The 23,928-nt window shown below is 74.3% G+C and carries 23 protein-coding genes; 15 read left to right on the top strand and 8 right to left on the bottom strand.

The window, feature by feature from the left end; all coding sequences use genetic code 11:
- The first annotated feature begins 45 nt into the window (after positions 1-45).
- The 6 genes from WJX68_RS09275 to WJX68_RS09250 all read left to right on the top strand — a co-directional run bounded on the left by WJX68_RS09275 (position 46) and on the right by WJX68_RS09250 (position 4,621).
- Complete coding sequence (locus WJX68_RS09275) at positions 46-339, top strand: DUF503 domain-containing protein (protein ID WP_340288565.1); 294 nt, start codon at positions 46-48, stop codon at positions 337-339.
- Positions 340-423: 84 nt separating this feature from the next.
- Positions 424-870, top strand: a complete 447-nt coding sequence (gene rbfA, locus WJX68_RS09270; protein WP_340288115.1) for a 30S ribosome-binding factor RbfA — start codon at positions 424-426, stop codon at positions 868-870.
- Complete coding sequence (locus tag WJX68_RS09265) at positions 867-1,865, top strand: DHH family phosphoesterase (protein WP_340288112.1); 999 nt, start codon at positions 867-869, stop codon at positions 1,863-1,865. Before rbfA ends, WJX68_RS09265 begins: the two co-directional genes overlap by 4 nt.
- Before the next feature lie 137 nt (positions 1,866-2,002).
- Entirely contained in the window at positions 2,003-2,641 is a 639-nt protein-coding gene (locus tag WJX68_RS09260; RefSeq protein ID WP_340288109.1) for a class I SAM-dependent methyltransferase, read from the top strand.
- Positions 2,638-4,002, top strand: coding sequence for an MATE family efflux transporter (locus tag WJX68_RS09255; RefSeq protein ID WP_340288106.1), 1,365 nt, complete (start codon positions 2,638-2,640; stop codon positions 4,000-4,002). The genes WJX68_RS09260 and WJX68_RS09255 overlap by 4 nt, the downstream gene beginning before the upstream one ends.
- Before the next feature lie 133 nt (positions 4,003-4,135).
- Positions 4,136-4,621: a hypothetical protein gene (locus WJX68_RS09250; RefSeq protein ID WP_340288104.1), complete on the top strand. Its 486-nt coding sequence runs from the start codon at positions 4,136-4,138 to the stop codon at positions 4,619-4,621.
- On the opposite strand, the gene WJX68_RS09245 is transcribed toward WJX68_RS09250, so the two are convergent.
- Together WJX68_RS09245 and WJX68_RS09240 are read right to left on the bottom strand one after the other, a co-directional pair.
- Entirely contained in the window at positions 4,609-6,315 is a 1,707-nt protein-coding gene (locus tag WJX68_RS09245; protein WP_340288101.1) for a sensor histidine kinase, read from the bottom strand. The genes WJX68_RS09250 and WJX68_RS09245 overlap by 13 nt on opposite strands.
- Positions 6,316-6,434: 119 nt before the next feature.
- The gene (locus WJX68_RS09240; RefSeq protein WP_340288098.1) at positions 6,435-7,889 is read right to left on the bottom strand and encodes a cation:dicarboxylate symporter family transporter; all 1,455 of its coding nucleotides are present in this window, start codon (positions 7,887-7,889) and stop codon (positions 6,435-6,437) included.
- A 117-nt stretch (positions 7,890-8,006) separates the two neighbouring features.
- Here WJX68_RS09240 and WJX68_RS09235 point away from each other — a divergent pair, with 117 nt between their 5' ends.
- The 7 genes from WJX68_RS09235 (at position 8,007) to WJX68_RS09205 (ending at position 15,551) form a co-directional block, all read left to right on the top strand.
- Positions 8,007-8,666, top strand: coding sequence for a response regulator transcription factor (locus WJX68_RS09235; protein ID WP_340288095.1), 660 nt, complete (start codon positions 8,007-8,009; stop codon positions 8,664-8,666).
- A gap of 9 nt (positions 8,667-8,675) precedes the next feature.
- Positions 8,676-9,572 (top strand): tRNA pseudouridine(55) synthase TruB, encoded by an 897-nt coding sequence (gene truB, locus WJX68_RS09230; protein ID WP_340288092.1) that lies wholly within the window; start codon positions 8,676-8,678, stop codon positions 9,570-9,572.
- 60 nt (positions 9,573-9,632) lie between these two features.
- The gene (locus WJX68_RS09225) at positions 9,633-10,616 is read left to right on the top strand and encodes a bifunctional riboflavin kinase/FAD synthetase (protein WP_340288089.1); all 984 of its coding nucleotides are present in this window, start codon (positions 9,633-9,635) and stop codon (positions 10,614-10,616) included.
- Positions 10,617-10,681: 65 nt separating this feature from the next.
- Positions 10,682-11,212 (top strand): helix-turn-helix domain-containing protein, encoded by a 531-nt coding sequence (locus WJX68_RS09220; protein WP_340288087.1) that lies wholly within the window; start codon positions 10,682-10,684, stop codon positions 11,210-11,212.
- A gap of 168 nt (positions 11,213-11,380) precedes the next feature.
- Entirely contained in the window at positions 11,381-11,650 is a 270-nt protein-coding gene (gene rpsO, locus WJX68_RS09215) for a 30S ribosomal protein S15 (protein WP_340288085.1), read from the top strand.
- A gap of 254 nt (positions 11,651-11,904) precedes the next feature.
- On the top strand, positions 11,905-14,175 hold the full coding sequence (locus WJX68_RS09210) for a polyribonucleotide nucleotidyltransferase (RefSeq protein ID WP_340288082.1): 2,271 nt from the start codon (positions 11,905-11,907) through the stop codon (positions 14,173-14,175).
- Positions 14,176-14,177: 2 nt separating this feature from the next.
- Complete coding sequence (locus WJX68_RS09205; protein WP_422785679.1) at positions 14,178-15,551, top strand: M16 family metallopeptidase; 1,374 nt, start codon at positions 14,178-14,180, stop codon at positions 15,549-15,551.
- Between the two features lie 171 nt (positions 15,552-15,722).
- Here the strand turns inward: WJX68_RS09205 and WJX68_RS09200 are convergent, their stop codons facing one another.
- The 4 genes from WJX68_RS09200 to WJX68_RS09185 form a co-directional block, all read right to left on the bottom strand.
- A complete protein-coding gene (locus tag WJX68_RS09200) occupies positions 15,723-17,408 on the bottom strand; it encodes an ABC transporter family substrate-binding protein (RefSeq protein ID WP_340288079.1) in 1,686 nt (561 codons plus the stop codon).
- Between the two features lie 80 nt (positions 17,409-17,488).
- A complete protein-coding gene (locus tag WJX68_RS09195; RefSeq protein ID WP_340288076.1) occupies positions 17,489-19,573 on the bottom strand; it encodes an ABC transporter ATP-binding protein in 2,085 nt (694 codons plus the stop codon).
- Positions 19,570-20,520 carry an ABC transporter permease gene (locus WJX68_RS09190; RefSeq protein WP_340288073.1) on the bottom strand — a complete coding sequence of 317 codons (951 nt, stop codon included), beginning with the start codon at positions 20,518-20,520 and terminating at the stop codon, positions 19,570-19,572. The genes WJX68_RS09195 and WJX68_RS09190 overlap by 4 nt, the downstream gene beginning before the upstream one ends.
- A 1-nt stretch (position 20,521) precedes the next feature.
- On the bottom strand, positions 20,522-21,505 hold the full coding sequence (locus WJX68_RS09185; RefSeq protein WP_340288070.1) for an ABC transporter permease: 984 nt from the start codon (positions 21,503-21,505) through the stop codon (positions 20,522-20,524).
- A gap of 225 nt (positions 21,506-21,730) precedes the next feature.
- Here WJX68_RS09185 and WJX68_RS09180 point away from each other — a divergent pair, with 225 nt between their 5' ends.
- Positions 21,731-22,210, top strand: coding sequence for a DUF456 domain-containing protein (locus tag WJX68_RS09180; protein WP_340288067.1), 480 nt, complete (start codon positions 21,731-21,733; stop codon positions 22,208-22,210).
- Entirely contained in the window at positions 22,207-22,974 is a 768-nt protein-coding gene (dapB, locus tag WJX68_RS09175; protein WP_422785678.1) for a 4-hydroxy-tetrahydrodipicolinate reductase, read from the top strand. Before WJX68_RS09180 ends, dapB begins: the two co-directional genes overlap by 4 nt.
- Positions 22,975-22,984: 10 nt before the next feature.
- On the opposite strand, the gene WJX68_RS09170 is transcribed toward dapB, so the two are convergent.
- A complete protein-coding gene (locus WJX68_RS09170) occupies positions 22,985-23,281 on the bottom strand; it encodes a DUF1330 domain-containing protein (RefSeq protein ID WP_340288061.1) in 297 nt (98 codons plus the stop codon).
- Between the two features lie 29 nt (positions 23,282-23,310).
- A complete protein-coding gene (locus tag WJX68_RS09165) occupies positions 23,311-23,844 on the bottom strand; it encodes a GNAT family N-acetyltransferase (RefSeq protein ID WP_340288059.1) in 534 nt (177 codons plus the stop codon).
- Positions 23,845-23,928 lie beyond the last annotated feature (84 nt).

Below are 23,928 nucleotides of genomic sequence, written 5' to 3'. Positions count from 1 at the left end.
GCGGCCGGGTGACCGGCCGCCCCGTCGGTGTCGGTGGAGGTGCACGTGTACGTCGGCGCCCTGGAGTGCGACGTGCTGCTCGGCGACGTCCGGTCGCTGAAGCAGAAGCGGTCGGCGGTGCGTCCGCTGCTGGCCGAGCTGCGCCGGTTCGAGGTGGCGGCGGCCGAGGCCGGCCACCTCGACCTGCACCGGCGCGCCCTGATCGCGGTGAGCTGCGTGGCGGCCGACGCCGGCCACGTGCGCGCCCTGCTGGACCGGTGCGAGCGGCTCGTCGCCGCCCGCCCCGAGCTGGAGCTGCTGTCGGCCCGGACCCGGCTGTTCGGCCCCGACGACGACTGACCTCCGCCGTGCGCAGCGACGCGGCGGAGCCCTCCGGCCCGTGCCTAGACTCGGGCCCGCACGACCCGGTGGAAGGAGCAGGACATGGTCGACCAGGCCCGCGCGCGCAAGCTCGCGAAGCGGATCTCGCAGATCGTCGCGGAGGCCCTCGAGCACGAGGTGAAGGACCCGCGGCTGGCGATGGTGACGATCACCGACACCCGCGTGACCGGTGACCTGCGCGAGGCCACCGTGTTCTACACGGTCATGGGCGCCTCGCTGGACACCGAGCCCGACACGGCCGGTGCGGCCGCGGCCCTGGCGAGCGCGAGCGGGGTGCTGCGCAGCAGGGTCGGGCAGCAGACCGGCGTCCGGCACACCCCGAGCCTGGCGTTCGTGCTGGACCAGGTCCCGGACTCCGCACGCCGGATGGAGGAGCTGCTGGCCCGCACCCGCGAGTCGGACGCCGAGGTGGCGCGGCTGGCCGCGTCGGCGTCGCCGGCGGGGGAGGCCGACCCGTACAAGGCCCCGCGGGAGACCGACGCCGAGTGACCGGACCCGCGGATCCGACTGTGCCGGGCCCCGGCCCGGTCGACCCGGCGGGCGCGGCGGCCGTGCTGCGGCGGGCCCGCGACGTGCTCGTCGTCGGGCACGTCCGGCCCGACGCCGACGCCGCCGGCAGCGCGCTGGCGCTGGCCACCGCCCTGCACCGGGCGGGCACCCCGGTCACCGTGTCGTTCGGCGGGCCGGACCCGGTGCCCGACGGGCTCCTCGGGACCCTCGACCCCGATGGCCTCGTCGTGCCCTCGGCCGAGGCGCCGCGCACCCCGGACCTGCTGGTGTGCTGCGACATCTCCTCGGCGCCGCGGCTCGGGGACCTCGAGCCGGTGCTGCGCGGCGCCGGGTCGTCGCTCGCGGTGGACCACCACGCGTCGTTCACCGGGTTCGCCGACCGGTACCTCGTCGACCCGGGCGCCCCGGCGACGGTGACGCTGGTCCGCGCGGTCCTGGCCGAGCTCGGCACCCCGCTCGACGCCGTGCTGGCCCGCGCCCTGTTCGCCGGGCTGTACACCGACACCGGCGGCTTCCGCCGGGGCGGTGCCGGCGCGCTGCGCCTGGGCGCCGCGCTCGTCGACGCCGGCGTCGACCCCGGCCCGCTGCTGCGTGGGATCGGCGGGCAGGTCCCCTTCGCCTGGCTCGCGGCGCAGGCCACCGTGCTGGCCGGGGCGCGACGCGAGCCGGGCGCCGCCGGGGGAGCGGACCTGGTGTGGGCGGCCGTCGACGTCGCCACCGCCACCCGGTTCCGGGACCGCACTGTGACCCTGCTCGGCCCGCTGCAGGCCGCCGCCGGCGACGGCGTGGCCGCACTGTTGACCGAGACGGCGCCCGGTGCGTGGTCGGTGTCGTTGCGCGGCAACGGCTCCCCGGACCTGTCCCGGGTGGCGACGGCGCTCGGCGGCGGTGGGCACACCGGCGCCGCCGGGTTCGAGCGCCCCGGCACCCTCGACGGGCTGCTCGGCCTGCTGCGCGGCGAGCTGGCCCGCTGAGCGGTGGCCGGTCCGTCCGGTTCACCGGGTTCATCCGGGGTACATGGCCTCGACACCCCGACCGGGTACACCTCGGGGCGGTCCGGTGTCACGGCACCGGGACACGTAGCGTGTCCCGCGAGACCAGGAGGTGTGCGGTGCGATCCGAGCCCGCTGCGGCCCGCGGGGGCGACAGTCACGGCAACGAGTCCAGCGGCTGGCCGGAGTTCCTCCGGGCCTGGCTGCGCAACCCGGCCCAGGTGGGCGCGGTCTGGCCCAGCTCGCCGCAGCTGTCGGAGAAGCTGGCCCGCATCGCGCCGGGGCACGGCACGCCCGTCGTCGTCGAGCTGGGACCCGGCACGGGGGCGGTCACCGCACAGGTCGGCCGCCGCCTCGCGCCGGACGGGCGCCACCTCGCCGTCGAGCTCGACCCGCGGATGGCGGCGTACCTGCAGCAGCGCCATCCCGACGTCGAGGTCGTGAACGGCGACGCCCGCAAGCTCGGCGCGCTGCTCGCCGAGCGGGACATCACCGCCGTCGACGCGGTGATCTCCGGCCTGCCGTGGTCGCTGTTCGACCGGGCCACCCAGCAGGAGATCCTCGACCAGGTCGTCGCGGTCGTGGGGGACACGGGGGCGTTCGCCACGTTCGCCTACTCCCACACCCTGCCGATGCCCTCGGCACGCCGGTTCAAGGCGACCCTGCACGAGACCTTCGACGAGGTCGTCATGACCCGGACGGTGTGGCGCAACCTGCCGCCCGCGTTCTGCTTCCTCTGCCGCCGTCCCCGGCGGTGATCCGGCCCGCCCCGGCGGCGGGCGGTGCCCGCGAGATCGTCCGGCTCGCGCTGCCCGCGCTCCCGGTGCTGGCGGCCGAGCCGCTGTTCCTGCTGGTCGACACGGCCGTCGTGGGGCGGCTGGGCGGGTTGCCGCTCGCGTCGCTGGCCGTCGCCGCGGTGCTGTTCGCGCAGGTCACGACCCAGCTGACGTTCCTGTCCTACGGGACGACGGCGCGGGCCGCCCGCTTCTACGGCGCCGGACGGCGCGCGGCCGCGGTGACCGAGGGCGTGCAGGCGACGTGGCTGGCGCTCGGCGTCGGGCTGCTGGTGGTCGCACTCGGGCAGCTCGCGGCCGCCCCCCTCGCGGGCCTGCTCGCCGGTGACCCGGTCATCGCCGACGGCGCCGTGTCCTGGCTGCGGATCGCGCTGCTCGGCGCCCCGCTGGTGCTGGTGACGCTGGCCGGCAACGGCTGGATGCGCGGCGTGCAGGACACCCGCCGTCCGATGTGGATCGTGATCGGCGGGAACCTGCTCTCGGCGCTGCTGTGCCCGCTGCTGGTGCACGGCGCCGGCAGCTGGGACGGCTGGGGCCTGGAGGGGTCGGCCGTCGCGAACGTCGCGGGGCAGGCGGTGGCGGCGTCGCTGTTCCTGCGGGCCCTGGCCGTGGAGCGCCGCCGGGCCCCCGCCACGGACCCGGTGCGGTTCGCGCCCGACACCGCCGTGCTGCGCGCGCAGGCCACGATGGGCCGCGACCTGATCGTGCGGTCGCTGGGCTTCCAGGCCTGCTTCCTGTCCGCGACCGCGGTCGCCGCCCGGTTCGGGGCGGAGTCGGTCGCGGCCCACCAGATCGTGCTGCAGCTGTGGGTGTTCCAGTCCCTGGTTCTCGACGCCGTCGCGATCGCCGCCCAGTCCCTGGTCGGTGCGGCCCTGGGCGGTGCGGTCCGGGGGCACGACACGGCCCCGGCGCGGGCGCTGGCCGCCCGGGTGACCCGCTACGGCCTGGTGCTGGGCTGCGGGTTCGGTCTGCTGTTCGCCGCGCTCTACCCGGTGCTGCCGCCGGTGTTCACCCGTGACGCCGCCGTGCTCGCGACGGTGCCCGCGGCCTGGTGGTTCTTCACCGCGCTGCAGCCGGTCGCGGGCGTGGTCTTCGCGCTGGACGGCGTGCTGCTCGGCGCGGGCGACGCGGCGTTCCTGCGCACGACGACCCTGCTCGCCGCGCTCGGCGGGTTCCTGCCGATGATCTGGCTGTCGCTGCTGTTCGGGTGGGGGCTGGCCGGGATCTGGACGGGGCTGGCGGCGTTCATGGTGGTGCGCCTGGTCGCGGTGGGCCTGCGGGCCCGCTCCGGGCGCTGGGCGGTGCCGGGACAGACCCGGGTCTGACCACAGCCCGCATCGCGATGGCGAACCGGCTGTCGCAGTGCCTCCGCAGGTCAGGAGGGACCCGGGGGATCAGGACGGACGGACCGCGGCCGTTCGGCCCCGGTGCGACGGCGGTGTGCGTAGACCAGTTGCCATGACGAACCCGGACACCGTCCTCCTTCCGGCCCGGCGGATGGCGGCGGCGGTCGTCGCCACGGTCCTGCTCGTCGGCCTGACCATCGGTACGGCGCCCGCCGCCTCGGCTGCTGCGGCACGGTCCACTCCGCCCGCGGTACGGGAGATCAACGGCGTCTGCGGCACGCTGCTCGGCGTCGGGACGAGTACGGCGTCGATGTTCAAGCAGGTCGCGGCGCGGGGCGCCGGCTGGGTGTCGCTCGTCCTGGCTGCGGGCTGCCTGACCAAGGACGTCGTGGAGTACTCCGAGGCGTTCAACGCGAGCCCCGAGGGTCTCGCGTCGATCCGGCAGATGAAGGCCCGGTACGCGGGATGGGGCGTGGCGGACTGGATGTCCGGTGCGGGCTGCACCTACCGGGTGCGACGCTCCGCGATCGCGGATTCCGTCGACGCACCCCGAGCGTACTGGGACTGCAGCCGCAGCCCCTACATCTACTCGGACTGAGCCGTCACGGGGGGCCGGACCCCGGGGCCTGTGGGCAGCGGCAGCCGGACGGTGAACACGGCGCCGCTGCCGTCGTCGCGGGTACCGACGCGCACGGACCCGCCGAGGCGCCGGGAGATCCGGTCCACGAGCGCGAGCCCGATCCCGCGGGGGCGTCCCCCGGGCGTGGCGCGGGTGCTGAACCCGAAGGTGAACAGCTCCCTCGCGGTGTCCGGGGGCACCCCGGGACCGCTGTCGGCGACCTCGACGAGCAGCTCGCGGCCGTCGGGTGTGGTGCGCAGCGCCACGGCCACCGACCGCTCCCCGGCGCGCCCGGCGACGACCTCGATCGCGTTGTCGACGAGGTTGCCGGCCAGCGAGACGAGGTCGTCGGCGACGAAGGGCAGGCGCAGGTCCGGGAGCGCGTCGGGGTCGCAGGCGTCGGTGACGGTGAACGTGACGTCCTGCTCCTCGGCCTGCCACGCCTTGTCCGCGAGCAGCGCGGCGAGGACCGGGTCGTAGACCTCGGCGACGACCCGGGCGCCGGGCCCGCGGGTGCGGTCCAGCGCGGCGGTGCCCGCGGCCGCGGCGTCGGCGGTGTCGCCCAGCTCGATGAGCGTCAGCACCGTCTGCAGCCGGTTGCCGAACTCGTGGGCCTGCCCGGACAGGGCGGCGACCTTGTCGCGGGCGTCGTCGCGCTCGCGCAGCGCCCCGGCCAGCTCGGTGCGGTCGCGCAGGGTGAAGACCCGGGTCCCGGGGCCGGCGGCGGGGCCGGCGTGACGGCTGTTGACCAGCAGCACCCGCTCCCCGGCCAGCGCCGGCCGGTCGCGCAGGTCCTCGCGCAGCCCGCTGCCCAGCACCGCGGCCACCGCCGGGTCGGCGCCGAGCGCGGCGACCGGGCGCCCGGGGACCGCGACGTCGGCCGGGTCGGCGGCGTCGGGCAGGCCCAGCAGCCGTCGCGCCTCGGCGTTGACGACCACGAGCCGCCCGTCGCCGTCGACGACGAGCAGGCCCTCGCCGACGGCGTGCAGCACGGCCTCGTGGTGGGTGTAGGCGGCCGTGATGTCCTCGGGCTCGAGACCGAGCGTCTGGCGGCGCAGCCGGCGCGCCAGCAGCACGGCGAGCCCCGATCCGACCAGCACGGCGACCCCGGCGGCGGCGACGATCGCGGGCAGCCAGCGCAGGGCGAGGTCGCTGATGCGGGTCTGCAGCACGCCGACCGAGACGACCGCGGCGATCCGGCCGTCGACGAGCACCGGTGTCACGGTGCGGACCGACGGTCCCAGGGTGCCGGTGTAGACCTCGGTCGCGGTCCGTCCGGCCAGCGCCGGGGCGATGTTGCCCTGGTAGGGCAGCCCGATCTCGGCCGGGTTGTAGTGGCTGTAGCGGATGCCCTGCGGGGACATCACGACCACGAAGCTGCTGTTCGTGGCGCGGCGGACGCGCTCGGCGACCGGCTGCAGCCTCGCCGAGAGGGTGGTGACGTCGCCGCCGTCGCGGACCGCGGACAGGACCTCCGGGTCCGACGCGAGCGAGAGCGCGGTCGCGGTGGTGAGCCGGCCGGCGGCGTCGTGCTCGAGCCGGCTCGCGCCGTACACGCCGAGCGCGGCCGGCCCGGCCACGGTCAGCAGGACCGTGACGACCTGCAGCAGGAACAGCCGCCGCACCAGCCGCGACCGGCGCAGCGGCGGCGAGGATCGGAACGGCCGGCGCACCGGGACAGCGTGCCACCGCGCGCGGGGGAGCGGCATCCCCGTGGGCGGCACGACGACGGCCCCGCGGGCGGGGGTGCCGCGCCGCGGGGCCGTCGTCATCGTCGGGGAGGAGGGCCGGGTCAGGACCCGGCGCCGACCTTGGTGCGGTCGTCGTCCGCGACGGTCTGCGCGGACGCGTCGGTGGCCGCCGGGGCCGACCCGTGCTCGGCCTCCATGGCCGCGTCGACGAGCTTCGGGTCGTCGAGCACGGCGGACAGCCGGTCGCGGTCCAGCTCGCCGTTCCACCGGGCGATGACCAGGGTCGCGACGACGTTGCCGATGCAGTTGGTCAGGGCCCGGCCCTCGGACATCACGCGGTCGATGCCGATGATGACCGCGATGCCGATGGCGATCGCCTCGGGGGTGAAGAACTCCCCGCCGAAGGCCTGCAGCGACGCCGACAGGGTGACCAGGCCGGCGCCGGTGATGCCCGCGGCGCCCTTGGAGGTCAGGACCATCAGCAGTGCCAGGCCGATCTGCAGGCCGATCGGCAGGGTCTCGCCGCCGGCCTGGGCGATGAACAGCGCGCCCAGTGTCAGGTAGATGCAGGTGCCGTCGAGGTTGAACGAGTAGCCGGTCGGGATGACCATGCCGACCGTCTGCTTCGACGCGCCCGCCGCCTCGAGCTTGGTCAGCAGGCGGGGCAGCACCGACTCCGAGGACGACGTGCCGAGAATGATCAGCAGCTCGTCCTTGATGAGGCGGACGACCTTGAAGATGTTGAACCCGGCGAGTGCGGACACCCCGCCCAGGACCACCACCACGAAGAACAGGCAGGTGCCCCAGAACACGGCCATCAGCTGCAGCAGGTTCGTCAGCGACGACGCGCCGAACGCGGCCACGGTGTAGGCCATGCCGCCGAACGCGGCGATCGGCGCCGCCCACATGATCAGCTTGATGATGCCGAAGATGACCTTGGCGATGGTGTCGATCGAACCGACGACCCGCTCACGCAGCGCCGGGGTCAGGCCGGAGACGGCGCAGGCGGTGAGGACCGCGAGCACGAGCACGCGCAGGATCTCGTTGTCGACGAACGGCGCCAGGAAGCTGGTGGGCAGCACGTCGTCGAGGAGGAAGCCGACGAGACCCTCCTGGCCCGAGGCCGAGCCGGTGTCGATCTGGCCCTGGGCCCGCGCCAGGTCCGCGGCGGACGGGGTGCCGGTGAAGCCGGCGCCCGGCGCGAAGATGTTGGCGGCGAGCAGGCCGATCGTCAGCGCGACGGCCGTGGCGGCCAAGAAGTAGCCGAGTGCGCGCACCGCGAGGCCGCCGGCACGGGCCAGGTTGCCGATCGAGGCGATGCCGACGACGACGGTGCAGAAGATGACCGGGCCGACGATCACCTTGATCATCTGGATGAATCCGTCGGCCAGCCACTTGGTGCTCTTGCCGATGTCGGGGGCGAGCCAGCCGACGAGGGCGCCGCCGACGATTCCGATGATCACCCAGAACCAGAGCTGGGTGTAGACCTTCCTCTTGCGCCGGGCGGGGGGTGCCCCCGTCCCGGTGGAGCCGTCTGCGTTGGCGACCTCGGCCATGACCGTCCTCCTCGACGTGTTCGGTGCCGAAACCATGGGGCCCCGTCGTGTCGTGCGGCAACAGCGCCGGGGGCGGGTTTGAGGAACCTTTGAGGAATCATGACTAGGGTTGGCCGCGTGCGGGTGCTGCTGGTCGAGGACGACGCCGTGCTCGGCGACGCGCTGCGACGCAGCCTCGACCGCCAGGGCTACCCGACCGAACTCGTCACCAGCGGGACCGCGGCGATCGCCGCCGTCGCCGCGCGCGAGCCCGACGTCGTGCTGCTCGACATGGGCCTGCCCGACCGCGACGGCATCGGCGTCTGCCGGGAGATCCGGGAGCGTTCCCGGGTGCCGATCCTGGCGATCACCGGACGCGGCGACGTCGCCGCCCGGGTGCAGGGCCTGCGTTCGGGCGCCGACGACTACCTGGTCAAGCCGGTCTCCACCGACGAGCTCGTGGCGCGGATCGAGGCCGTCCTGCGCCGCGCGACCGGCGCCGCGGTCGCCGCGACGGTGACGGTCGGCGACGTCGTCGTCGACCTCGACCGGCGCGCGGTCACCGCGGGCGGCGCCGCCGTCGCGCTCACCCGCAAGGAGTTCGACCTGCTCGCCGCGCTCGCGCGCCGCGAGGGCGCGGTGCTGCCCCGCAGCGAGCTGCTGGAGCAGGTGTGGGGCATCGCCGACGCCTCCGCGGCCCGCACGCTGGAGGCGCACGTCGCGTCGCTGCGGTCCAAGCTCGGCGCCCGCGACGTCGTGGTGACGGTGCGCGGGGTCGGGTACCGGCTCGCGCGTTAGCGTGCGTGGGTGCCGCCCCGTACGCCCCCGCCGCCGCCCGGACTCGTGATCGTCGACAAGGACCGCGGCCCGACCAGCCACGACGTCGTGGGGAGGCTGCGCCGGATCATGGGTACCCGCAAGGTCGGCCACGCCGGCACGCTGGACCCGATGGCGACCGGCGTGCTGGTCGTCGGGATCGAGCGCGCGACCAAGCTGCTCGGGCACCTGTCCCTCGACACGAAGGCCTACACCGCGACCGTGCGGCTCGGGCAGGCCACCGACACCGACGACGCCGAGGGCGAGCCCGTCGGCGAGCACGTCCCGGTGGCCGCCGACGAGCCCCGCATCCGGGACGCGATGGCCGCCCTCACCGGGGAGATCATGCAGGTCCCCAGCGCCGTCTCGGCCGTGAAGATCGACGGGAAGCGCGCCTACCAGCGGGTCCGCGACGGCGAGACCGTCGAGATCCCCGCCCGCCCGGTGACCGTCTCGGCGTTCGACCTGCTCGCCGTGCGCCGCGACGGCCCGTGGACCGACCTCGACGTCGCCGTCGCGTGCTCCTCGGGCACCTACGTCCGCGCGCTCGCGCGCGACCTCGGCGCCGCCCTCGGCTCCGGCGGGCACCTCACCGCGCTGCGCCGCACCCGGGTCGGCCCGTTCACCCTCGACCACGCCCGCACCGTGGAACAGCTCGCGGGGGAGCCGGGGCTCTCGCTCGACCTCGCCGCCGCCGTCGCGACCGCGTTCCCGCGGGTCGACCTCGGCGACGAGGCCGCCGCCGACGTCCGCTTCGGCCGGTCGCTGCCCGCGGCCGGGATCGACGGCGTCTACGGCGTGTTCGCCCCGGACGGCGCGGCGCTGGCGCTGATGGCCGACCGGGGGACCACCGCGCGTCCGGTCGTCGTGCTCGCCCCGGCGGGCTGACCCGCCCCGACCGGGCGCCCCCCGCGCGTGCGCCGGGCCGGTTCGCCTAGGCTCGCGCCCGTGCAGCGCTGGCGAGGTCTGGAGGCCGTCCCGCCCGGCTGGGGCCGGTCCGTCGTCACCGTCGGGGTGTTCGACGGCGTCCACCGCGGCCACCGGCAGCTGATCACCCGTGCGGTCGAGCGGGCCCGTGAGCGCGGGCTGCCCGCCGTCGTCGTGACCTTCGACCCGCACCCGGCCGAGCTGGTCCGCCCCGGCACGCACCCGGCGCGGCTGTCCACGCTGGACAGGCGGGCCGAGCTCGTCGCCGAGGCCGGTGCCGACGTCTTCTGCGTCATCCCGTTCACCGAGGCGCTCTCGCGGATGGCCCCCGCCGGTTTCGCCCACGAGGTACTGGTCGACCGGCTGCACGCCGCGGTCGTGGTGGTCGGCAGCAACTTCACCTTCGGCCACAAGGCCGCCGGCGACGTCGCCACCCTGGCCGAGCTGGGGCGCCGCTTCGGGTTCGCCTGCGAGGCGCTCGACCTGGTCTCCGACCGCGAGGTCACGTTCTCCTCGACCTACATCCGGTCCTGCATCGACGCCGGCGCCGTCCGCGACGCCGCGCACGCGCTGGGTCGCTGGCACCGCGTCGACGGCGTGATCGTGCACGGTCACAAGCGCGGCCGCGACCTCGGCTACCCGACGGCGAACGTCGCCGGCCCGCCGCACGCCGCGATTCCCGCCGACGGCGTCTACGCCGGCTGGTTCCGCATCGGCGGCCGCCGCCTGATGGGCGCGATCTCGGTCGGCACCAACCCCACGTTCTCCGGGCGGGTGCGGACGGTCGAGGTCTACGTCCTCGACGTCGACGAGAACTTCTACGGCCACGAGGTCGGCGTCGAGTTCGTCGAGCGGCTGCGCGGCCAGGAGCACTACGACGGCATCGAGGCCCTGGTCGAGCAGATGGGCCGCGACGTCGACACCTGCCGCGCGATCCTCACCGCCACCGGCGACGCGACCGGGCCCGACGACACCGGAGCGGCGCGGCCGAACGGCACGGACTAGGTGGAAACCCCCTGCCGGGCCCGATCCGCCGTGCCGCACCGGTCCCGCCGGACAGGCTGGCCGGCATGGACGACCGGTCGGCCGCCGAGCAGGTGGCGCAGGAGATCAGCCGCAACCGCGACCGGCAACGGGCGATCTACGGCGAGTCCCTCGACGAGCGCATCCGGCGGCTGACCACCGGGCTGGGCATCACCCAGGCCCGGCTCGCCGCCACCGTCGGGCTCAGCCCGGCGATGCTCTCGCAGCTCGCGGGCGGGCGCCGGGTCAAGATCGGCGATCCGGCCGTGCTGGGCCGCATGGCCGTGCTCGACCGCAGGCTCGCCCACGGCCCGGTCCCCGACGCCGAGCGCGACCCGCTGCTCGCCCGGGTGCGCGACACGGGTACCGCCGGGCCGCCCGCGGCGTGCCGCTGCGGGGACCCCGCGCCGGGGCCCGGGGTGCCGCACCCGCGGCGGGCGGCGGCGGAGCCGACGGCGGAGGACGCGCTGCGCGGGGTGAGCGCCCCGGCCCGGCTGGTCGCCGCGGCGGCGGAGCTGTCGCCGTCGTTCCCCGAGATCGCCGAGGTGCTGCGCCGCGCCGCGGGCGGGCGCCGCTGAGCCCGGGGCGGGCACGGGGCGCGGACCCGTCGCTGGTACCGTTTCGTGCTGGGTCCGGCTGCAGTCCGTGGCGGCCGCGACCGACTTCCTGCCGTCCCACCGGGGAGCTCCCCGGGATCGCCGGACGGCACGGCCCCACGGACCGTCTCGATGATGAAGGAGTGAGCAGTGGCCCTGACCACCGCCGACAAGAAGAGCACGCTCGAGAAGTACGGCACCCACGCCACCGACACCGGGTCCCCCGAGGCCCAGGTGGCGCTGCTGACGCAGCGCATCATCGGTCTGACCGAGCACCTGAAGCAGCACAAGCACGACCACCACAGCCGGCGCGGCCTGCTGCTGCTGGTCGGTCGTCGTCGCCGGCTGCTCAAGTACCTGCGCGAGGTGGACGTCGCCCGCTACCGCGCGCTGATCGAGAAGCTGGGTCTGCGCCGCTGACCCGCCCGGGACGACCCGGCACCGGATCCCGGTGCCGGGTCGTTCCGTAGAAGCGACACCCACGAGCGACACAACTGAACAGAGCCCGCCACGCGGGACGACCGGCGGTCCGCCGGTCCTCGGTAGTGGCCCCCGGAGCGCGACGCGCGGCCGGAGGCTTCGATCGAAGACCGGCCCAGCAGGGGACGCGATCCGGCGTCACGGTGGCGGGGGTAGACGAAGACCACTCCCAACGACGAGGAGAACACCCCCGAATGACTGACGTCATCTCCGAGGACGGCGTGCACGAGAGCACCGCCGTCATCGACAACGGCACCTACGGCACCCGCACCGTCCGGTTCGAGACCGGCCGGCTCGCCCGCCAGGCCGCCGGGTCCGTCGTCGCGTACCTCGACGACGAGACCATGCTGCTGTCCGCCACGACCGCCTCGAAGCGGCCGAAGGACCAGTTCGACTTCTTCCCGCTCACGGTGGACGTCGAGGAGCGGATGTACGCCGCGGGCCGGATCCCCGGCTCGTTCTTCCGCCGCGAGGGCCGCCCGGGCACCGACGCGATCCTGACCTGCCGCCTCATCGACCGCCCGCTGCGCCCGTCGTTCGTCGACGGCCTGCGCAACGAGGTCCAGGTCGTCGTGACGGTCATGTCGCTGGACCCGAAGGACCCCTACGACGTCGTGGCGATCAACGCCGCGTCGGCGTCCACCCAGCTCGCCGGCCTGCCGTTCTCCGGCCCGGTCGGCGGCGTCCGCGTCGCCCTGGTCGCGAACGAGACCGGCACCGACACCCAGTGGGTGGCGTTCCCGACGCACGACCAGCTCGAGCGCGCCGCGTTCGACATGGTCGTCGCGGGCCGGGTCGTCGGCGACGACGTCGCGATCATGATGGTCGAGGCCGAGGCCACCGAGAACACCATCGAGCTCGTCGCCGGCGGCGCCTCCGCGCCGACCGAGGGCGTCGTGGCCGACGGCCTCGAGGCCGCGAAGCCGTTCATCCGCTCGCTGTGCATCGCCCAGCAGCAGCTGGCCGACGTCGCCGCCAAGCCGACCGCCGACTACCCGGTGTTCCCGGCCTACCAGGCCGACGCCTTCGAGGCGGTCTCCGAGGCCGTCGAGCAGGAGCTGGCGCAGGCGCTGACCATCGCCGGCAAGCAGGAGCGCGAGTCGAAGACCGACGAGGTCAAGGCCTCGGTGCTGGAGAAGCTCGGCGAGCGCTTCGAGGGTCGCGAGGCCGAGCTCGGCAACGCGTTCCGCGCGCTGAACAAGAAGCTGATCCGCCGCCGCATCCTGACCGACCAGGTCCGGATCGACGGCCGCGGCCTCACCGACATTCGGCCGCTGTCGGCCGAGGTCGAGGTCGTCCCGCGGGCGCACGGCTCGGCGCTGTTCGAGCGCGGCGAGACCCAGATCATGGGTGTCACCACGCTGAACATGCTCCGCATGGAGCAGACGATCGACTCCCTCGGCCCGGAGACGACCAAGCGCTACCTGCACCACTACAACTTCCCGCCGTTCTCGACCGGCGAGACCGGCCGCGTCGGCTCGCCGAAGCGGCGCGAGATCGGCCACGGCGCGCTCGCCGAGCGTGCGCTGGTCCCGGTCCTGCCGACCCGCGAGGAGTTCCCCTACGCGATCCGGCAGGTGTCCGAGGCCCTCGGCTCGAACGGCTCGACCTCGATGGGCTCGGTCTGCGCGTCCACGATGTCGCTGCTCAACGCCGGTGTGCCGCTGAAGGCGCCGGTCGCCGGCATCGCGATGGGTCTCGTCTCCGACGAGGTCGACGGGCAGACCCGCTACGTCGCGCTGACCGACATCCTGGGCGCGGAGGACGCGTTCGGCGACATGGATTTCAAGGTCGCCGGCACCAAGGAGTTCGTCACCGCGCTGCAGCTGGACACCAAGCTCGACGGCATCCCGTCCGAGGTGCTCGCCGCCGCGCTGAACCAGGCCCGCGACGCCCGCCTGACCATCCTCGAGGTGATCGGCGAGGCCATCGACGGCCCGGACGAGATGAGCAAGTACGCGCCGCGCGTCACCGCGGTGAAGGTCCCGGTCGACAAGATCGGCGAGGTCATCGGCCCGAAGGGCAAGATGATCAACTCGATCACCGAGAAGACCGGTGCCGACATCTCGATCGAGGACGACGGCACGATCTACGTCGGCGCCAACGACGGCCCCTCCGCGGAGGAGGCGATCGGCATGATCAACGCGATCGCCAACCCGCAGCTGCCGAAGGTCGGCGAGCGGTTCCTGGGCACGGTGGTCAAGGCCGCCGCGTTCGGTGCCTTCGTCTCGCTGGTCCCCGGCAAGGACGGCCTGGTCCACATCTCGAAGCTCGGCAACGGGAAGCGGATCGGCAAGGTCGAGGACGTCGTCAAGGTCGGCGACAAGCTCCGCGTCGAGGTCACCGACATCGACAACCGCGGCAAGATCTCGCTGGTCCCGGTCCAGGAGGGCTCCGACGAGTCCGCCCCGGCCGACGGCGCGGTGTCCGAGGACACCCCGGCCGAGGCCGCGAACCCGAGCTGACCTTGGCTCTGGAGAACGACCACGCTGCGGCGGCCCGGGAGCAGTCCCGGGCCGCCGCCCGTGTGTCCGCACCGTCGGTCCCCGACGACGACACGGTCCGCCGCAGCGACCTGCCCGGCGGGGTCCGGCTCGTCACCGAGCGGGTGCCCGGCGTCCGCTCGGTCGCCCTGGGGATCTGGATCGGCATCGGCTCGGTCGACGAGTCCGGCGAGCAGGCCGGGGCCGCGCACTTCCTGGAGCACCTGCTGTTCAAGGGCACCCGGCGGCGCACCGCGGCGGGCATCGCCGAGGAGATGGACGCGGTCGGCGGTGAGCTCAACGCGTTCACCGCGAAGGAGCACACCTGCTACTACGCCCACGTCCTCGACACCGACGTGGCGCTCGCGGTGGACGTGCTCGCCGACGTCGTCACCGACGCGGAGCTCGCGCACACCGACGTCGAGCTGGAACGCGGCGTCGTGCTCGAGGAGATCTCGATGCGCGACGACGACCCCGAGGACCTGCTCGGCGACCTGTTCGACGAGACGCTGTTCGGCGACCACCCGCTCGGGCGTCCGGTGATCGGCTCCGAGGAGTCGATCCGGGCGATGAGCCGGGACACGCTGCACACCTTCTGGCGGGGCGAGTACACCGCGCCGCGGATGGTCGTCGCCGCGGCGGGGAACCTGGACCACTCGCACGTCGCGGAGCTCGTCGCGGCCGCCCTGGCCCCGGCCGCCCGCGCGCACGGTGGTGCCCGTCCGGTGCCGCCGCGCACCGCGACCGGGGTGCGGCCCGTCCGCACCGGCGCGCTCGGCCTGCAGGACGACGAGTCCGAGCAGGCGCACGTGATGCTCGGGGTGCCGACCGAGGGCCGCGCCGGCGCCGGGCGCCCGGTGCTCGCCGTGCTGAACACCGCCCTGGGCGGCGGCCTGTCCTCGCGGCTGTTCCAGCAGGTCCGCGAGCAGCGCGGGCTGGCGTACCAGGTGTACTCCTCGACCGTGCGCTACGCCGACGCCGGCGCCCTGTCGGTCTACGCCGGCTGCGCACCGGAGCGGCTCGGGGAGGTCGTCGCCGTCGTGCGGGACGTGCTCGCGCAGGTCGCGTCCGACGGGCTGACCGAGGCCGAGGTCGTCCGCGCGAAGTGCGCGCTGCGCGGGGGGCTCGTGCTGGGCTGCGAGGACACCGCGTCGCGGATGAACCGGCTCGGGCGCGCCGAGCTCGACCACGGCCGTCAGCGGTCGCTGGCCGACAGCCTGGCGCGGATCGACGCCGTCACGCCCGGCGAGGTCGCGACGATGGCGGCGGAGCTGCTGGCCCAGCCGCTGACCGGGGCCGTCGTCGGTCCCTACGAGGAGCTCGACGACCTCCCCGCCCCGCTGCGCGACCTGGCCTGACGGAGCGCTCCGCGCCCGCTCGCCACCACCCCGTGCTGCTCCCAGGGGCACTCTCGTGGCTTAGAGCGCGACGAGGGTGCCCCTGGGAGCGGCGGGGAGGGGGAGATGGGGCGGAGCCCCGGACCCGGTGCGGGTCCGGGGCTCGTCGGTGCTCCGGTGGGGTGTCGCGGGTCAGGAGCCGTTCTGCCAGCCCACGGTCTCCGGCAGCGGCTTGCCGAAGATGTCGGCGCCGAAGTTCGCCAGACCGGGCTTGGTCGCCCAGACCTCGGGGCCGGAGTAGATCGGCAGCAGGCCGTAGGTGGCCAGCGCCTTCTTCTCCGCCGCGTTGCCGGCGGTGTTCTGCTCGGGCAGCGTCGGCAGGTCCGCGATGGCGCGCAGCTCGGTGTCCAGCTGCGGGGTCCCGGTGCCGGAGAGGTTCAGCTGGGAGTCCGAGCAGTACAGCTGGCAGATGCCGGCGACGCCGTACGGGTCGTAGGAGAAGAAGCCGGAGATCAGCAGGTCGAACTCCTTGTTGGCGAGCACCGTCGCGAACTGGGCGGACGGGACCTGGCGCACCTGCAGGTCGGCGCCGACGTTCTTCATCATCGCGACCAGCGCGCCCGAGGTGGCCCGCTTGGTCGGGGAGTCACCGGTCTGCACGTAGCTCACGGCGAGCCGCTGGCCGTTCTTCGCCCGGATGCCGTCGGGGCCGGGAGTCCAGCCGGCCGCGTCGAGGCCCTGCTTGGCCGCCTCGGGGTCGAAGCCGCCGATGCTCGCGGCGACGTTGTCCTCGTAGCCCTCCTGGTAGGGCTTGTTCACCAGCGAGCCGAGCGGGTCCTCGGTGTAATTCATGCCCTGGAACGCGATCTGGGTCAGCTGGCTGCGGTCGACGGCCTGCATCAGCGCCTTGCGCACCGGCAGCTCCCTGAGCGCCGGGGCCGTGCTGTTGAAGGTCATCAGGTAGCTGGACGGGCGTCCGGAGATCCGGATGTCGGCGCCGGGCGCGGTGCGGGCCTGGGCCAGGAAGTCGGCGGTCTCGGCCTCGGTCGCGTCGAGCTGGCCGTTGCGGAAGGCGTTGACCTTGGCCTGCTGCTCCATCGCGACCAGGGTGACCTTGTCGAGCTTGCCCTTCTTGCCCCACCACTTCGGGTTCCGCTCGAAGGTGAGCGTCGCGTTCTGCTTGTCGAAGTTCGTCAGTGCGTACGGCCCGGCGCCCCACTCGGGGTGCGGGCTGTTCAGGTAGCCCTTGTTGTAGGCGTCCGGCGTGGCGGCCTTCGGGTGCAGCACCTGGTTGAACAGGCCCGGCCAGGCCGCGTAGCCGCCCTTGAAGGTCACGACGGCCTGGCGGTCGTCGGTGCCGCGGGCCACCGAGGTGATGCGGTCGTAGCCGTCCGTGGAGTTGGCGATGAAGGCGGTGTTCGAGCCGTTGTTGGCCTTCCAGGTCGACTCGAAGGCGCGCCAGTCGATGGGCGTGCCGTCGTTGAAGACGGCCTTCGGGTTCAGCGTGTAGGTGATGGTGGTGTTGCCGCCGGTCTCCGCCTCCTTCGCCTCGACGATGTAGTCCGGGTTGAACTGCGGGTCACCGGTGGGGGTGTAGGTGACCATGATCGGGTTGTACCAGTCCCAGGCCAGCCGGGTGTCGGTCGTCCCGTCGCCCTGGAAGGTGTTGAACTGCGGCGTGATCTCGGCACGCATCGGCAGGGTGACCTGCCCGCCGTCCTTCACGTTGTCGTAGGGCTGCTGGTTGAACGACGGCGTCGTCGACAGGGACTGCCCGGTCTGTGCGGGGCCGTCGGCGCCCCCGCCGCAGCCCGCCAGCAGCAGGGCCAGGGCCGCGACCGCGGCGGTCGTCACCCCGTGTCGGATCGGTCTGCGCATGTCTCTCCTTCTCCTCGTCCCCGGTACGGGGCAGACGTCCCGGCCCGTCCGCGGGTCGCGGCCGGGCGGGAGCAGGGTGGTCACCGGAAGTGGCAGGCGTTGCGGTGGTCGGTGTCGGCCTCGTTCGCGCCGTCCTTGACCAGCAGCGGCGGGGTCTCGCCGGCGCAGCGGGACCGTTCGTGCTCCGACAGCGTCCGGGCCAGCGGGCAGCGCCCGAGGAACGCGCAGCCGGGGGCGTCGTCGGTCGGGCTCGGCAGGTCCCCGGACAGCACGACCCGCTGCCGGGTGCGTTCCACCCGCGGGTCGGGCACCGGGATCGCCGAGAGCAGGGCCTGGGTGTAGGGGTGCTGGGGGTTGCCGAACACGTCGGCGACCGCGCCCGACTCGACGATCCGGCCCAGGTACATGACCGCGACCCGGTCGGCGACGTGGCGCACCACCGACAGGTCGTGCGCGACGAACAGGTAGCTCAGGCCCAGGTCGCGCTGCAGCTCGGCGAGCAGGTTCAGCACCCCCGCCTGCACCGAGACGTCCAGTGCCGACACCGGCTCGTCGAGGACCAGCAGCGACGGGCTGGTGGCCAGCGCGCGGGCGATGCCGATGCGCTGGCGCTGCCCGCCGGAGAACGCGGCGGGGAACCGGTCGACGTGCTCGGGGTCCAGCCCGACCAGGGCCATCAGCTCGTCGACGCGGGTGGTGACGGTGTCCCGGTCGGCGCGCCCGGCCGCACGCAGCGGCTCGGCGAGGATGTCGCCGACGGTCATCCGCGGGTCCAGGGCGCCCATCGGGTCCTGGAAGACGATCTGGATCTCCCGGCGCAGCGCCGCGACGTCGGCGCGTCCGCCCAGGGTCGCGACGTCGGTGCCCGCGACCTCGATCCGCCCGCCCTCCGGCGGGCGCAGGTTCATGATCTCCAGCAGCGTGGTCGTCTTGCCGCAGCCGGACTCGCCGACCAGGCCGAGGGTCTCGCCGCGCCGGATGTCGAGGTCGACGTCGGCCACGGCGTGCACCGTCCCGACCCGGCGCCGGATCAGCGAGCCCTTCATCAGCGGGAACGTCCGGCGCAGGTGGCTCACCGCGAGGACGGGCTCGCGTGCGTCGCGGTCGCCGGTGTCCTCGTCGCGGGCCGCGACGTCGGGCACGGCGAAGACGGGTTCGCCGCCGATCGCACCGTCGGTGATCTCGCCGGACCGCACGCAGGCCGCGGCGTGGGCGTCGCGTCCGGTGACGGCGACGAGCGGCGGCTCGCCGGTGCGGCAGTCGTCGACGGCGACCGGGCAGCGCGGGGCGAACGCGCACCCCGCGGGCAGCTCGGTCGGGGCGGGCGGGGTGCCCGGCACCGGGACGAGCGGGCGCCGCCCGACGCTGTCCACGCGGGGGACCGCGCCGAGCAGCCCGATCGTGTACGGCATCCGCGGTGCGGCGAACAGCTCGTCGACGCCGGCGGTCTCCACCGGTCGTCCGGCGTACATGACCAGCACGTCGTCGGCGACGCCGGCGACGACCCCCAGGTCGTGGGTGATCATGACGACCGCGGCGCCGGTCTCCTGCCGGGCCACCGTGAGCACGTCGAGGATCTGCGCCTGCACGGTGACGTCCAGCGCGGTCGTCGGCTCGTCGGCGATGATCACGGTCGGGTCGTTCGCGATCGCCATCGCGATCATCACGCGCTGGCGCATGCCGCCGGAGAACTCGTGCGGGAACGAGCGCGCGCGGCGTCGCGGGTCGGGGATGCCGACGAGGTCCAGCAGCTCCACGGCCCGCTCCCGGGCCTGCGTCCGGCCGATGTCGCGGTGGATCTGCATCGCCTCGACGAGCTGGTCGCCGACGGTGAAGATCGGGGTCAGCGAGGACAGCGGGTCCTGGAAGATCATGCCGATCTCGCGGCCGCGGACCCCCGACATGGCGGTGTCGGACAGCCCGACGAGCTCGCGCCCGCCGAGCGTGATCGACCCGGTGACCGAGGCCGCCGCGGGCAGCAGGCCCATCACGGCCAGCGAGGTGACCGACTTGCCCGAACCGGACTCGCCGACGATCCCGAGGGTGCGCCCGGGCAGCAGGTCGAAGCCGACGCCGCGGACGGCCTCGACCCGGCCCGCCTCGGACGGGAACGCGACGGTCAGGTCGCGCACGGACAGCACCGGGGACGGCACAGCGGGGCTCATGCCCGGCCTCCTGCCTGTGACGTGGGGTCGAGGGCGTCGCGCAGGCCGTCGCCGACGAAGGCCAGCGACGCGGTCAGCAGCACCAGCAGCACCGACGGGACGATGAAGATCCACGGCGCGGTGGCCATCGAGGAGCCGCCGTCGGCGAGCATCGTGCCGAGCGAGACGTCGGGGATCTGCACGCCGAAGCCGATGAACGACAGCGCGGTCTCGCTCTGCACCGTGTTCACCACGTTGAGGGTGAAGGTGACGATGAGCAGCGAGCCGATGTTGGGGATGAGGTGGCGGAACACGATCGACGGGCCGCTCACGCCCATGAAGCGGGCGGCGGCGACGTACTCGCGCTCGCGCAGTGTCGTCGCGACGGTCCACACGACGCGGGCGGTGGTCATCCAGCCCAGGACGGTGAGCGCGAGGATCAGGACCCGGTAGTCACCGGAGCCCCACTGCGAGGCCAGCGCCAGGATCAGGAACGTCGGCACGACCATCAGGAAGTGGATGACGGTGAGCAGCGCGCGCTCCCCGCGCCGCGCCCAGGCGCGCCCGCCGCCGAGGTAGGCGGCCCCGGCGCCGACGACCGCCGCGATCAGGGTGGTCAGCAGCGAGACCGTCACCGCGATGGTGAGGGAGCGCTGCAGGCCGTGCACGGCCTGGGCGTAGACGTCGTTGCCGCCGGCGGTGGTGCCCAGCGGGTGGTCCAGCGAGGGCGCCGCGGTCAGCGCGGCGAAGTCGACGTCGGTGTGGGAGTAGGGCGTGAGCAGGCCGCCGAACAGCGAGAACAGCACCAGCAGGGCGAACACGGCGAGCCCGGCGACCGCGGGCCGGTTGCGGCGGTAGCGGCGCCAGATCAGCGCGGTGCGCCCGCCGCGGCGCCGGGGCGCCGCGACGGCCGGCGGGGCGGCGTCGGCACCGTCGCCGACGGCGAGCTCGGGGAGGTTCAGGCTCATGTCAGCTCACCCGCACCCGGGGGTCGAGGGCGACGACGGCGACGTCGGCGAGCATGGCGCCGACCGCCGTCGTCACCGCGCCGAAGGCCGCCGTCGCGACGACGCCGTGGATGTCGTTGGTCGCGATCGTGCGGATGAAGTAGTCGCCCATGCCCTGCCAGGCGAAGATCTTCTCGGTGATGACGGCCCCGGTGAACAGCGCCGGGATCGCGAACGCGACCTGGGTGGCGACCGGGATCATCGAGCTCCGCAGCCCGTGGCGGCGGATCGCCTGGTTGCGGGTGAGGCCCTTGGCGCGGGCGGTGCGCACGTAGTCGGAGTTGACCACGTCGAGCAGCATCGAGCGCTGCAGCAGGTGGTAGCCGGCGTAGGAGATGAGCAGCAGCGAGACCGTCGGCAGCACCAGGTGCTGGGCCCGGTCGACGAGCAGCGGCCAGAACCCGGTGACGCCCGGGGTCTCGGACCCGGCGACGTAGAACAGGGTCCCGCCGACGGACTGGTTGACCGCGATCGCCACGAACACGACCGCGAGCGCCGCGACCGCGGAGGGGATGTTGAGGGTGAGCACCGAGGTCAGCTGCGCGGCCCGGTCACCGACCCGGTACTGGCGCTGCGCGGAGTACACCCCGAGCGCGACGCCGATGACGATCGCCAGCAGCAGCGAGAAGAACACCAGCTGGCCCGACACCACGATGCGGAACGCGACCTGGTCGTTCACCGGGTCACCGATCGGGCTCGCGCCCCAGTCCCACCGCGTGAGGACCCCGGTGACCCACGTCCACCACCGCTGCAGGACCGGGACGTTCGAGTCCAGGTTGTACTGGCCGAGCGAGCGGGCGATCTCCTCGTCGGTCCGCGGGGGCCGCAGCTGCAGGTAGTTGACCCGCGGGTCGAGGAAGGAGTTGGCGAGGAAGTAGACGAGGTTGGTCGCGACGACGATCATCGCGAGCCACCCGGCGCCCCTGCGCAGGAGGTAGCGGAGCAACGCTGCTCTTCTCTTTCTCCGTCCGCGGTGCGGTGGTGACCGGCACGCACGGGTGGTGGGAAGGCCGCTGTGTGAGCGGGTGTCGCTGTGTCGGGTGACATCGAGGCTGGCACGGCGGTACCAGAATCCGGTAGATCCGGCTCACAGCGTTTACCCATTCGTGATGATGACGGCGGCGGGTCACACCGTGTCCACGCCGGTGCTGCTCCTGGCAGGGTGGACGGCATGACGGGGCTCGCCGTGATCGCCGGACTGATGATCGCCGTCGGGCTCGCCGGGATCGTGCTGCCGGTGCTGCCCGGCCCGGTGCTGATCGTCGGCGGGGTCGCGGTCTGGGCGGTGCCGCGCGGCGACGCCGTCGGCTGGTGGGTGCTCGGCATCACGGTGCTGGTGACGGTCGCCGGTCAGGTCGCGAAGTACCTGCTGCCCGGCCGCCGTCTGAAGGCCTCCGGGGTACCGACCCGGACCCTGTTCGCCGGCCTCGTCCTGGGCGCGGTCGGGTTCTTCGTCGTGCCGGTGGTCGGGCTGTTCCTGGGCTTCGTGCTGGGGGTGTGGCTGGCCGAGCTGGTGCGCCTGCCCGACGCCGCGACGGCCTGGCGCTCGGCGCGCGAGGCGCTCACCGCGGTGGGGTGGAGCATCCTCATCGAGCTCGCCGCAGGTCTGGTCGCCGTCGCGGTGTGGATCGGCGGGCTCGTCGTAGGGTGAGCGCCGTGAGCGCGGAGACGGTGACGATCAGGGTGGCGGTTCTCGGGGCGAAGGGCCGGATGGGGTCCGAGGTGTGCCGGGCGGTCGAGGCGGCCCCCGACACCGAACTCGTCGCCGCGCTCGACGCGGGCGACGACCTGGCCGCACTCGACGGCGCCGACGTCGCCGTCGACTTCACCCACCCCGGTGCCGCGCTGGACAACATCCGCGCCTGCCTGGCGCGCGGGGTCGCCCCGGTCGTCGGCACCAGCGGGTTCGACGCGGCCCGCTTCGACGCGGTCCGCGCGATCCTCGACGAGCACGGCTCGGGCAGCGTGCTCGTCGCGCCGAACTTCGGTGTCGGCGCGGTCCTGATGATGCACTTCGCCGCGCAGGCCGCCCGGTTCTTCGACTCCGCGGAGATCATCGAGCTGCACCACGCCGGCAAGGTCGACGCCCCGTCCGGCACCGCGGCCCGCACCGCCGCGGTGATCGGACAGGCCCGTCGCGACGCCGGGCTCGGCGCGGTCCCCGACGCGACCACCGACGACCCGCACGGCGCGCGTGGCGCGGTCGTCGAGGGCGTCCACGTGCACGCCGTGCGGATGCCCGGCCTCGTCGCGCACCAGGAGGTCGTCCTGGGCACCGACGGCGAGGTCCTCACGCTGCGCCACGACTCGATGAACCGCACCAGTTTCATGCCCGGGGTGCTGATGGCCGTGCGCGCCGTCCGCGGGCGCCCGGGGCTGACGATCGGGCTCGAGCCGCTGCTCGGGCTGGTCTGACCGGCGCCGCTCAGGGTTCGTCGACGCCGTCGAGGACCCGGATCTCGCGCGTCGCGGCGTCGCCGAGCACGCGCAGCGCGTCCTGGTAGGCGTCGGACTCGTAGGCGGCCCGGGCCGCGGCCGCGTCCGGGAAGGCGATGATCGTCGTCCGCAGCCCCGGCCCGCCCTCCAGCACGTCGACGGGCGTGCCCCGGGCGAGGAACCGTCCGCCGGCCGCCCGCATCGCGGGGCCGGCGAGCTGGGCGTAGCGCCGCAGCCGGTCCTCGTCGCGGATCGCGGTGAACGTGTTGACCCAGTACGCCGTCACGGGGGCGATCCTGCCCGGCCGGGACCCGCTCAGGAAGCGGTGAGGCGCAGGTCCAGCGTTCCCGCGACGCGGACCTCGCGCAGGGTGGAGGTCCCGGTGTCCAGGGTGCGGACGGCGCCGTCGGCCTCCCAGCCGGCCCGCGCGTAGAACGCCCGCGACGCCGTGTCGGCCTCCGGCACCCAGGCCCGCCCGGTGTCCGAGCCGCCCTCGCGCAGCGCCTGCGCGGCCGCGGCCAGCAGCCGCCCCCCGTGCCCGCGCCGCCCCCAGCGGGGCTCGACCACCAGGGTGCTGACCTCGGCGATCGCCAGACCGTCGGCGCCGGCGTAGCGGGCCGCGGCGCAGAACCCGACGGTCGTGGCGCCCTCGGCGGCGACCAGCAGGTGGAAGCCGTCACCGGCGTGCACCGCGTCGCCCCAGTGGTCCCGGGCGGCGTCGGAGACCAGGCTCGCGAACGCCTCCTCGGGCAGCAGCCCGGCGTACGCGGTGCGCCAGGTGCGGTCCTGGATCGCCATGATCGTCCCGACGTCGTCGTCGGTGGCGGGGCGGACGGTCGCGGTGGCCATGTGCCATGCCTACCGTGTCGCTCACAGCGCACGCACAGCCGGCTCCGGTCCGCGTCCCATGTCCGGTTCCTACCGTCGGTCCCA

It is taken from the genome of Pseudonocardia spirodelae, assembly GCF_037727765.1.
GTDB lineage: Bacteria > Actinomycetota > Actinomycetes > Mycobacteriales > Pseudonocardiaceae > Pseudonocardia > Pseudonocardia spirodelae.
This window is presented reverse-complemented; position numbering and strand designations above follow the sequence as displayed.

Excerpts from the sequence above, each read along its gene's own strand:
- rbfA (WP_340288115.1), top strand. The coding sequence starts at position 424 with ATGGTCGACCAGGCCCGCGCGCGCAAGCTCGCGAAGCGGATCTCGCAG.
- WJX68_RS09165 (WP_340288059.1), bottom strand. The coding sequence starts at position 23,844 with ATGGCCACCGCGACCGTCCGCCCCGCCACCGACGACGACGTCGGGACG.
- WJX68_RS09180 (WP_340288067.1), top strand. The coding sequence starts at position 21,731 with ATGACGGGGCTCGCCGTGATCGCCGGACTGATGATCGCCGTCGGGCTC.
- WJX68_RS09220 (WP_340288087.1), top strand. The coding sequence starts at position 10,682 with ATGGACGACCGGTCGGCCGCCGAGCAGGTGGCGCAGGAGATCAGCCGC.
- WJX68_RS09250 (WP_340288104.1), top strand. The coding sequence starts at position 4,136 with ATGACGAACCCGGACACCGTCCTCCTTCCGGCCCGGCGGATGGCGGCG.
- WJX68_RS09200 (WP_340288079.1), bottom strand. The coding sequence starts at position 17,408 with ATGCGCAGACCGATCCGACACGGGGTGACGACCGCCGCGGTCGCGGCC.
- WJX68_RS09240 (WP_340288098.1), bottom strand. The coding sequence starts at position 7,889 with ATGGCCGAGGTCGCCAACGCAGACGGCTCCACCGGGACGGGGGCACCC.
- WJX68_RS09195 (WP_340288076.1), bottom strand. The coding sequence starts at position 19,573 with ATGAGCCCCGCTGTGCCGTCCCCGGTGCTGTCCGTGCGCGACCTGACC.
- WJX68_RS09190 (WP_340288073.1), bottom strand. The coding sequence starts at position 20,520 with ATGAGCCTGAACCTCCCCGAGCTCGCCGTCGGCGACGGTGCCGACGCC.
- WJX68_RS09210 (WP_340288082.1), top strand. The coding sequence starts at position 11,905 with ATGACTGACGTCATCTCCGAGGACGGCGTGCACGAGAGCACCGCCGTC.